Genomic DNA, 10339 nt, shown 5'->3' with positions numbered 1-10339 from the left:
CCAACGGCTATTGGGATCTTCTCGACCGACTACCGGCCTATCGGGCCTTGCTCCCGCGCAGCGGGCTGGAGCGCAGCGACTTTGTGCATTGGCCCATCGCTTCCGTTGGCGTGGTGCAGCTGTATGTCGGCTAACAGGGGTAGACCGGACGTTTGCATCCGAGCCCCAAACCGACGCGAATGACCCAAAAGCGACATCAGCCCTCAGGTACCCCGGCCAAGCGCAAGCCCTCGTAGATGCGCTCGCGCTCCGCGAGATAGGTTGAGTTATTACTTAGCGCTCCGTTGCGAAACCTACGTAACGTGTAGCTTGGAAAGAGGGCAAGTCCTGCTTGGGCTGCGGCGTGCGCCTCGTCCAGCTGCCCTAAATTCGCTAGTGCAGCGGCAAGAGCGAAGTGGGCGAACGGCAAATTGCGATTGCCATCGATGCTCCGGCGAAGCCACACAACCGCTTCCGCGTCAGCACGGATAAGTATTTTGGCGGTACCGAGAAACATTATCCAATAGTACGCGTTCGCATCGCGGGGCGAGAGGCGGAGCGCCTCCTGGACATGAGCTTCAGTTTCGGCGGCACGACCGGTGTAGAGTTTGGCTAACCCAATGCAGGCGTGGGCATAGGCCAAATTTCGATCCAGCGCCAGCGCATGCTTGCACTCAGCAATACCTTCCGCCCCGCGGTTCGTACTGATTTTGGCAATGCCGAGGTACGCGTGAGCAGCAGCGCTTTCTGGAGCCAGGGAAAGGGCCTTGATCAAGGTTGCTTCAGCCATCCCGAACCGAGCCGTCCGGTCTTCAGGGACAAGACCGTTGCCAATTGCCATGTCAACTAACGCAATGCCGAGCAGTGCTCGGACGTGACTGGGCTCGAGCGCCAAAGCACGCTCGAAAAAGCCACGTGCTTCTGTGAGGTTCTCAGGAGTCTGTCCCTTGTTAAAGCTGGCCCTGCCTAGAAACTCCAAGTCCGTTGCATCAGGATGCAGCGAGCGCTCCGCTCGTCGCGCCTCAGCTACTAACAGTTTATCATCCACCGTGTTAGCGAGCCTACAGACGATTTCGTCCTGCACATCGAACAAATCGGCTACGGACTTATCGAAGCGTTCGGCCCACAAATGATTGCCAGATTCGGCATCAATGAGCTGCACGTTCACCCGAAGCTGGTTGCCAGACCGCTGCACCGAACCTTCAAGTGCGTAGCGAACATTCAGCTCACGGCCGACTTTTTTGAGATCAAATGCCTTGTCCTTGTACGTAAATGCCGTGTGCCGTCCGATGACGAATGACCCGTCGATGCGCGACAAGTCCGTGGTCAGGCTCTCGGTCACACCATCGACGAAGTAGTCTTGCTCGGCATCGCCGCTGAGGTTGGCGAAGGGCAGCACAACGATGGAAAGACGAGGTGGCGAAAGCGGGGTCAGTCTGAGGCCGTCAGCCTGTATCGCCTGACTAAATCCATCCGGGATTGCGGCATACGCTCGGACCGGGCGGGAAATGTTTTTGAGGGTTTGCTCGCCCAGATCGGCGAACTCAATGCCGACCTTGCCTCGGATTTGGTCGTAAGCAGAAGACGAGATGCAAATGCCGCCGGGTTCTGCGATGCTCTCGAGCCGTGCCGCAATATTGACGCCATCTCCAAAGATGTCATTGGGCTCGACGATGACGTCGCCGATGTTCACACCCACCCGGAAAGCTATACGTCGGTCTTTCGCATCAGCGATTGTAAATTCCTTTATGCGGGTCTGGAACTGAATGGCAGCTCGAACAGCCTCGACCGCACTCGCAAACTCTGCCAAGAACCCGTCCCCGGTGTTCTTAACGATGCGGCCGCCGTGTTCCGAAATGGCGGGCTCGACAGCGTCCGCGAGCAGCGCCGTCAGCTTGGCGTGGGTCGCCTCTTCGTCATGATGCATGAGTCGCGAATAGCCAGCCACGTCGGCAGCCACTATCGCCGACAACCTGCGTCCGACCCGGCTTGTCCGCTCTTGCACCATGGCGCGCGATCCAATCCACAGCAGACCGTACGACGGATCGCGTTCCAAGGGGAGTCCCGCCCAAGCTGATGTCGGTTGTTGGCCCGTAGCTGACCTGCCGCGCGCAGCCGGTGGAGGACAGCTTTTGACCTGCAGCCGCCCTTGGCTGGCCGTCGCTCGCGGCGCAGCGTTCTGCTATTGTAGCGTTTTCATCGTTGAGTATTAGCGAATGGAGCGCGCGATGCCAAACAGCAAGGAGATCGAGGCGAAGTCCCGCAAGCCGATGCCGCGAGGCTATGTGCTGAGTGCCGACGAGGGTGAACACCTGATCCATTTTCGCGATGGCGGCAACATTTTCATCAAGCTCGACCCCGTAACGGGATCTCATAGTCTTGGCCTGGGCACGCAGCAGCTACCCAAGGGCTCTGGCATTCCGGTCCACCGGCACCTCGAAAGGGATGAAGCCTTCTACATTCTGGAAGGCGGCGGCACGGTCACCCTCAACGAGGTGCGTCATCGTTGCGAAAGAGGCGGAACGATTTTCATACCCAAGGACACGTGGCATGGTTTCAGCAGTCCAGATCAGGAACTGGTTCTGCTGTGGATCATGGTGCCCCCGGGTCTCGACGGTTTCTTCCGCGAAACCTGCAGCAGACCGGGCGAACCTCGAAAGGAAATGACGCGGGAGCAGATCAACGCGATTGGTCTCAAATATGGTGCAGAATACCGATAGGCGTGCTCGATCATTTGCCCCAGAGGCTGAGACGCTAGGTCGGGAGATTGGCCCTCGCTCGCTGGGCTACAAAATCGACGGACAACAGCTTTCTACCGCGCGACTCAGAGACGGCCCGGTCGCCGTCCGTAAGCCGGTGCCGGGCCTAACCAACCGCGGGGAAGTACTTGCGCGGCGGCTAGCCGAAAATATGGTTCGGCTTCGAGGCAGAGAAAAGGTCAAGCCTTCGCTCCCATCCCGCTCGCCTGTTTACACTGGAGCGACTTCCGCTTCTGGTCCTGGCCGACCTGCCGCGCGCAGCCGGTGGAGGACCGCTTTTGACCGGTCCTTGGACGGAGCATGCGCTGACCTCCATGGAGAGCGCACCTACGATCGATAAAGTCCACTCTCTAAGAGAGACGTGCCTTTGCGACCAAAAAACAATCCTACACATCGTCGCGGGCGTTTTGATGGCCCGGCAAATGACGCCCGAGTACCGAACGAACGTAGGTTACAGTCGCCGCGCAGTGAGATCGCCCGTGGCTATGTCGAAGATGTTGGCAAACTGTGAGGTAGTTTATATCCCTGCATCCTTGCCCCACGCTAATGTGGCAGAGGCTTCTTACTTTAAAGGAGGCATCCAATGCTCGCCGCAATCAAATGGAACTCCCGATATAGCGCTCGCGAATGGGTGATGATGGCTGGGGTGCTCGTCGTCCAACTCCGCGCACTGAATGCAAACCGCCAGAAGGGTGAAAGCAAGCCAAAGCGGCCACTCTGGAAACACTTCGACGACACTCCTCATGGGGACTCAACCGCGGAGGAATGGGTCCCCGACAAGATCAGTGATAGTGCAACGCATTGTGCGTCCCGCAGGCCGAGTTCCGAGACTCCCTCTCACTAGTGGGCCTATCGAGCGGTGCGGTCGCGCACAAGTAGCTGGATCGGGATGTGCGTGCCTCTGGCCGCTTGATAGCGATCCGACAATTGCTTGGGCCGTTTGCCGCCCGCTTTGGTAACAATCTGGATAACAAGGCCATCGCGCGCGTCGAGCAAGACACTTTCATCTGTCACATGCGTCAACTTGCCTGTCTTTCCCGACCGCATTCGCCGCATTATCGAGGAATGCCCGCCCCCGTCGCCGATGACCAAGGTAGGCGCGCGCCAAGCGGTGCAAAATGGCATATACTCACAAGCCGGTAGTATTAAAGCCTAACGAAAGAATGCCCCTCGGAACAAATGCAACGCGACGTCCTACGTCAGGAGGACGTCGCGATGCAATTGTGCATCACAACCAGAGGGGAAGTTGCTATGAAGCGACGTTCATTGCTCTTGGCATTGTGTTCTTCCGCCTTCATCTCTGCACCGGCACTGGCCGATGAGGTCAAGCAGGAGGCCGAAAAATTAGCCGTCGCGTACACCGACTGCGTCGCCAAGAAAGACGCGGCCTGTGTCGCTGCGCTCTATACAAAGGACGGGGTCCAGATCAACCCGGGCGGTGTGTTTTCCGATCTCAAGACCGTATACGAAAACAATTTCAAGAACGGCACCGATCATATAGAGATCAGAGTCGGCAACATGTCGGTCATCAACAACGATCTGGTCGTTGCCAACGGCGAGACCGACATCTTCGGTAAGGACCCTAAGAGCGGCGACGCCACCAAGGTTACAGTGTTCTGGGGCGCCATCGACATACGTGAAGGCGGCGCTTTAAAAATCCGCCAGTTGACCGTCGGCATGAAGCCGCCTCCAGCTAAGGAAGCCAGCGCCGAGAAGAAGTAGGACGTCATCATGTCGTAAGTCACCACGCGCCCATCCTCTTTGAGGGTGGGCGTTTGATCTTGCTGCACGCGTCCGAAAGCGAAATACGGTTGCCTCGAAATGCACACCGCTCGCGCGATGTCTGCAAGTGGCCGATCCACGTCTCATTGAGGTCCGTTCCATGGGGCTTAGCGGACTGAATATGCTCGCGTTGAGTTTTTCGCTTTTGAACCCGCGCCGCACATCGCGCGGCTGGCTGGCGTACTTGAGATTCTGTGGCAGAGGTCATGGCTGGCCGGCCCCAATGTGTTAGTTTGGGGCGAGTGATAGGTTGTCTCTAGGCTTTGCCGAGGCATCAGACATGAAGCGGCGCGAGTTCATACGGCACTCGGCGGCGCTGCGGTGTGGCCGCTGGCGGCTCAAGCGCAGCAATCTAAAAAGATTTACCGCATTGGATATCTGACGGCTAATTTGAGCAGCTATCCTTGGGTAAACGGCTTCGTTCGCGAACTAAGTGATCGCGGCTATTCGGAGGGCAACAATCTCACCATCGAATGGCGGGAGGCAAAAGGACATTCGGAACTTCTGCCCGGGATGGCTGCCGATCTCGTCCGACAGAATGTCGACGTGATCGTGGCTGTGGGAAATTACCCCGGACTTTTGGTGCAGAGGATTACTGCGACAATTCCCATTGTCGTGCTCTCGAGCCGCGGCGGCGTTGAAACCAAATTATACTCGTCTCTTTCACATCCTGGCGGGAACCTTACGGGTATCGACAATCTCTCGCCTGCTCGCGATGTCAAACGTGTCGAGTTCTTGAAAGAAATTGTTCCAAAACTTTCGCGGTTGGCAGTTCTTTACAATCCGCTTCCCTCCTACGCCAGCAATCATCTCAACAGTATTTCTTCGGGATTTGAAAAATTGGAAATTGAAGCGCAGCCGTTTGAAGTTCGTTCACCGCCGGAATTTGAGGTCGCGTTTGCTTCAATCCTGCGCAAAAGGCAGGATACGATGATTGATGCGATGACTACCGTCACCGATCCGATGTTCGTCTTTGATCGCAAGAGGATTGTCGACTTCGGAATAGAAAACAAGATTCCGAACGCCCATGAATATCGAGAATGGGTGCAGAGCGGCGGACTGCTTGCCTTTGGTCCGACAATTGATGGAATATGGCGTCGGGGCGCATATTTCGTCGAGAAGATCCTCAACGGGGCAAAGCCAAGTGATTTGCCCGTCGAAGGGCCGAGCGAATTCCATCTTGCGATCAACCTCAAAGCTGCCAAAGATATGGGCCTATCTGTTCCTCAGCATTTGGTCGCGAGGGCTGACGAGTTGATTAAAGCGGACGTGCGCTAAGCGCTCAGCGATGTCCGCTAATGACCACCCATTGCAGACCTCCGGGTTGAGGACCGGGAGCATACCGATGTTCTCGAAGGTCAAGGCGCTCGGCATCGATCTCCCTGCGACGCTGCTCGGCCGCGCCAACGAGGTGATTGAATAACGATCTTCTGCGCTGCACGAGTCTGCTGTTGTGAAGGGTTTCGGATGCCGGCCGCATGATTGACGGCGCGGCACATTCGGGCGGCCGGCGTCCGAAAGCCTCCAAGGGAGGAAACCGCGCATGGTGGGCAGGACTGATGCGGCAGGCTCTATGGGGATTTGAGCGCTGCAGGCGAGCTTAGTGATGGAGTTCGAACCGGTGCAGCGCGCGGCACGACGCCGTCGCTATCATCGAATGGGCGGTGGACGTTGTCGAACGCGATCAATGATCGACGAATGGGCGACGACCGATGAGCGTTCGGGTGCGCTGCGCCGTGGCCGGTCGATGAGCGGCGGGCATGACGAACAGCTTTGCGGAATGGCCGATGCGCGGTCATGAGGTGTCGATCCTGATGGCGCTGATTGGCGCGGTCGATTGGCGGTGCGGCATTGCACCTCGCTCAAAAACCTCGATGACGATCATGCGGCCGCCGCAGCATGGACACGGTGGCTTGCCGCTGTCGACGATGGTCTCGGTCGGTTCATCCTCACGATCGCTGACGGCGAGCAGTTCGCGCGCGCGTGCGACATTGTCGGCGCAGACGCCCCGTGCGAGCAGGCCGTAATGGCGGATGCGGTGAAGGCCTTTTGGCAGCACGTGGATGAGGAAGCGGCGGATGAACTCGTCTGTGGCGAGCGTCATCCGCTTTTGCCGGTCGCGGCCTTCGACCCGATAATCCTTCCATCTGAAGGTGACATCGTGCTGGTCGAGGGCGATCAGGCGGCTGTTGGCGATGGCGACGCGGTGAGTATAGCGCGACAGATAGGCCAGCACGGCTTGTGGTCCGCCGAACGGACGCTTGGCATAGACGACCCATTCCGTCTTGCGCGACGCTGCAAGCAATGCGGCGAATGACTGCGCTGCAGCGAGATGAGCGTCGTTGCCGAAGAAGCTCAGGCGCCCGGCCTGGTGGAGGGCGGCGAGGCGACCTAGGAACAGCCGCCGAAACAGGCGTGAGAGCACGCGCACCGGCAGGAAGAACCCCGGCCGGCAGGACACCCAGCGCTGTCCGTCGGGCGAGATGCCGCCGCCCGGCACGATCATGTGCACATGCGGGTGGTGGGTCATGGCCGAGCCCCAGGTGTGCAGCACGGACGTGATACCGATCCTGGCGCCGAGATGCTTCGGATCTGCGGCGATCGTGAGCATCGTCTCGGCCGAGAGCTTGAACAGGAGATCGTAGATGATGGCCCTGTTCTGGTAGGCGATGTCGGCGATCCGGGCCGGCAGCGTGAACACGACGTGATAATATGGCACCGGCAGCAGCTCGGCTTGGCGATCGGCGAGCCACTGCTTCGCCGCGGCGCCCTGGCACTTCGGGCAGTGCCGGTTGCGGCAGGAGTTGTAGGCGATGGACGTGTAGGCGCAGTCCTCGCAGCGCGCGACATGGCCGCCGAGCGCCGCCGTGCGGCAGCTCTCGATCGCCGACATCACCTTCAACTGGTCGAGGCTGACACGGCCGGCATGGGCCTGCCGCCATGCCGGGGCCACGGTCGCGGAAGATATCCGCAACCTCCAGAGCCGGACGAGACACGCCGGCCTCGGTCAGCCGGGCGGCCGGGCCTCCTTCAGCTTGATCGCGATGTGCTCCAACGGGCTCATGACCTCGCTGATCGTCTTGGTGGCGACGCGGGTATAGAGCGCGGTCGTATCGAGCTTGGCGTGACCGAGCAGAACCTGGATCACGCGCACGTCGATGTTCTGCTCCAAGAGATGAGTGGCGAAGCTGTGCCGCAAGGTGTGCAGCGAGACCCGCTTGTTGATCTCCGCCATCTGGGCAGCGGCGTGGCAGGCGCGGTTGAGCTGGCGCGTGGTCATCGGCTGGGCCGGATCGCGGCCAGGGAAGAGCCAGCCCTGTGGCCGTGCCGCCTTCCACCAGGCGCGCAGCAGATCGAGCAGGTGTGGGGAGAGCATGACGTTACGGTCCTTGCCGCCCTTGCCCTGTTCGACCCGGATGATCATCCGCTTGCTGTCGATGTCGGAGATCTTGAGCGAGACGACCTCGTTGGCCCGCAGGCCGGCGCCCATAGGCTACGCTGAGCGCCGCCTTGTACTTGAGCCCCGGTGCCGCATCGAGCAGGCGCGCCACTTCTTCCGGGCTCAGCACCACCGGCAGCTTGCGCGGCTCGTGAATGACGTGGGTGTGCTCGACGATCTCGTTGCGCTTGAGCGTAACCTTGAAGAAGAACCGCAGCGTCGAGACGGTCTGGTTGATAGTCGGCACGCCAACGCCGCTCGATGCCAGATGCAGCTGGTAGCGCCGCACGTCCTCAAAACTCGCCGTTTCCGGCGATCGCCCGAGGAATACCGCGAAGTTCTTGACCCTCTGCACATAGTCATGTTGGGTCTTCGGCGCGAACTTGCGGATCGTCATGTCTTCGATCATGCGCCGCCGCAACGGGCTCGTGGCCTCGTCGGTCATGGGGATGCTCCTGTCTTGGGTGAAGGTTGCGAACCCCTCATCTCAAGACAGGACGCCTCGTTGCGCTATCCTCTCAGCCGCGCTGCCGGCCGTCGTGCCTACCGCGCGAGCGGTTTAGTCCTCTGGCCCATCTCGGACCTCCGTACCCGCGCGGGTGATGCCCGCTCCCGAAGTTCAACCGGACATGCCAGCCGGGACACCCAAGGGCTGCTTGTGGACCCGTAGCGACCATCCGGCATGTCCTTAATGGCCTCCATTTGATCGGCTACAATCTCCTGCCCCGAGTCTCGGCGGCGGGGGATGAGGCGACGCGAGTTCACACTCGTCGGCGGCGTACCAATCCCAAGCGGTTGCCATCACGGCCCAAATGCTGTGCCTCGATGAGAGTCAAGGCCCTCGCGGGTTAGTAGCAATAAAAGCTAGTCAAGCTCCACCGAGTTAAATAAGCTGATCACATGCTAGCGGAGGTTGTCATGAAGGTATCCTTGCTCGCTCTTTGTTTTGCTTTCGTTTGTCTTCCTGTCTTCTCGCAAGCCGCCCGGTCCCAGCTCCTCTCTATTCCAACTTGCGTTGAAGTGACTGGCGCAGACATTCCGGTAAGTGCGCGCCGTAGGGGCGATGCTTCGGATTGCGACCCTTCGCAGGCTCGAAACCTAGCAACATTGCGTGCACGCGCGAATGCCAGTGCTGCACTTGCACCGACATGCCTTAGCCGGGCTAGCCGTGCCATGGCCGCGAGAGCCTGTGGAAATATCGGCTTGCGTCCGGCCACCTCCCACGACGTAAATCAAACCGGCCCGGTGGGCACTACGGGCTCGACGACGCCGAACGCAGCTATCGGTATTGGGCAATCTGGTGTTGGTGGTTTGCGCCTATGCGCGGTCGTCCGGGATTTGCCCAACGAAGCAGCGACTTCGACTTCGCCGGCTGGCGCTGACCACGGATTTTGTATTTTCAACAACGGTCGCGTGACCAACTTCACGGCCAGAGCGCGGGCCCGCTGTGGAGTGACGTGCTCTTAATACGAGCATGCCACTAACTCGGGGCACCAGCAGAGCGAACGCGAGCCGGTTTCTTAGAGGCAAGTTTCTTACGACTACGCAATGCTTAGCTTCGACGAGCATACTGCGCGGTACGCAACCTAAGCCACCGAGCCATGCTATCGGCGCTACACGGGAACGTTAATGTCTCGGAGCACTACGGAGGTTGCAATGAAACGTTTGATTCTTTCCATCGCTATATTGCTAACGATGGTCGTGACAGACATTTCGCTCTGCCAGCAAGCATCCGCCCAGAATTTAAACATCATATGCGTCGAGGGAGGCTCTTCCACAAGCGCGAGGCGCAGGGCAACCCGAACAGATTGCAGCTTCAGTGCGGCTCAATCAAATGCCATAAGAGCAGCCAGGGTGAATGCATCCGCCGCGCTGAGCGCTACATGTATTCGGGACATACACTTCGAAGCCCAACGCGCCTCTATTTGCGAAGAGCAGGGCCTGTTTCGGTACGTCGGTCCCTCTCGGACCATTGACGATGTTCGTGCCAGGGATGGCGGCTCACCTGTCGATGGTGCAATCCCGATAAATTCCGCTCTGTGTACCGTGCTGCGCGATTTACCAAATGAATCCACCTTCACCACAACGCCGGATAATTTGTGTTTCCCGTTCTTCGGCGGGCAGCGCACTACCTATGTTGCGCGATCTCGTGCTCATTGCGGAGTGATATGTGCTGAACAATTCTAATTTGTATGCCCGCGGCTCCTCTCAAATCCAACAAAGTATCCGGCACGGTAGTCTGCCAGTGAGCATTCAGAGTTGGGAATTCTTGGCCTTGTCTCCTCTTGTGCAGGTTTTTGGACGCCGGCAACGAGAGACGCGCAGCACGCTTGCCTGACCGGCGTCCAAAAAGCGCCAAGGCACGAAGTCGCGGGAGGTT

5 protein-coding genes and 2 pseudogenes are annotated in these 10339 nt (G+C 59.0%); 4 read left to right on the top strand and 3 right to left on the bottom strand.

Going from position 1 to position 10339, the window contains the following annotated elements; all coding sequences use genetic code 11:
• Positions 1–196: 196 nt before the first annotated feature.
• Entirely contained in the window at positions 197–1987 is a 1791-nt protein-coding gene (locus ABIB66_RS43110) for an adenylate/guanylate cyclase domain-containing protein (protein WP_354260033.1), read from the bottom strand.
• Between the two features lie 220 nt (positions 1988–2207).
• Here ABIB66_RS43110 and ABIB66_RS43105 point away from each other — a divergent pair, with 220 nt between their 5' ends.
• From ABIB66_RS43105 to ABIB66_RS43090, 4 genes are all read left to right on the top strand, one after another.
• Positions 2208–2699 (top strand): cupin domain-containing protein, encoded by a 492-nt coding sequence (locus ABIB66_RS43105; RefSeq protein ID WP_354260030.1) that lies wholly within the window; start codon positions 2208–2210, stop codon positions 2697–2699.
• A gap of 1290 nt (positions 2700–3989) precedes the next feature.
• Positions 3990–4460 (top strand): Cif family virulence factor, encoded by a 471-nt coding sequence (locus tag ABIB66_RS43100; protein WP_018460466.1) that lies wholly within the window; start codon positions 3990–3992, stop codon positions 4458–4460.
• Positions 4461–4841: 381 nt separating this feature from the next.
• Positions 4842–5798 carry an ABC transporter substrate-binding protein gene (locus tag ABIB66_RS43095; RefSeq protein ID WP_354260027.1) on the top strand — a complete coding sequence of 319 codons (957 nt, stop codon included), beginning with the start codon at positions 4842–4844 and terminating at the stop codon, positions 5796–5798.
• Between the two features lie 10 nt (positions 5799–5808).
• Positions 5809–5943 carry a hypothetical protein gene (locus tag ABIB66_RS43090; protein WP_256379033.1) on the top strand — a complete coding sequence of 45 codons (135 nt, stop codon included), beginning with the start codon at positions 5809–5811 and terminating at the stop codon, positions 5941–5943.
• A 372-nt stretch (positions 5944–6315) separates the two neighbouring features.
• On the opposite strand, the pseudogene ABIB66_RS43085 reads toward ABIB66_RS43090, so the two are convergent.
• A pseudogene (locus tag ABIB66_RS43085) lies at positions 6316–7516 on the bottom strand (IS91 family transposase).
• Between the two features lie 11 nt (positions 7517–7527).
• A pseudogene (locus ABIB66_RS43835) lies at positions 7528–8404 on the bottom strand (tyrosine-type recombinase/integrase).
• Positions 8405–10339: the final 1935 nt, after the last annotated feature.

Source organism: Bradyrhizobium sp. F1.13.3, from assembly GCF_040548265.1.
Taxonomy (GTDB): domain Bacteria; phylum Pseudomonadota; class Alphaproteobacteria; order Rhizobiales; family Xanthobacteraceae; genus Bradyrhizobium.
The sequence above is the reverse complement of the archived record's forward strand: the minus strand, read 5'-3'. Positions and strand labels throughout refer to the sequence as shown.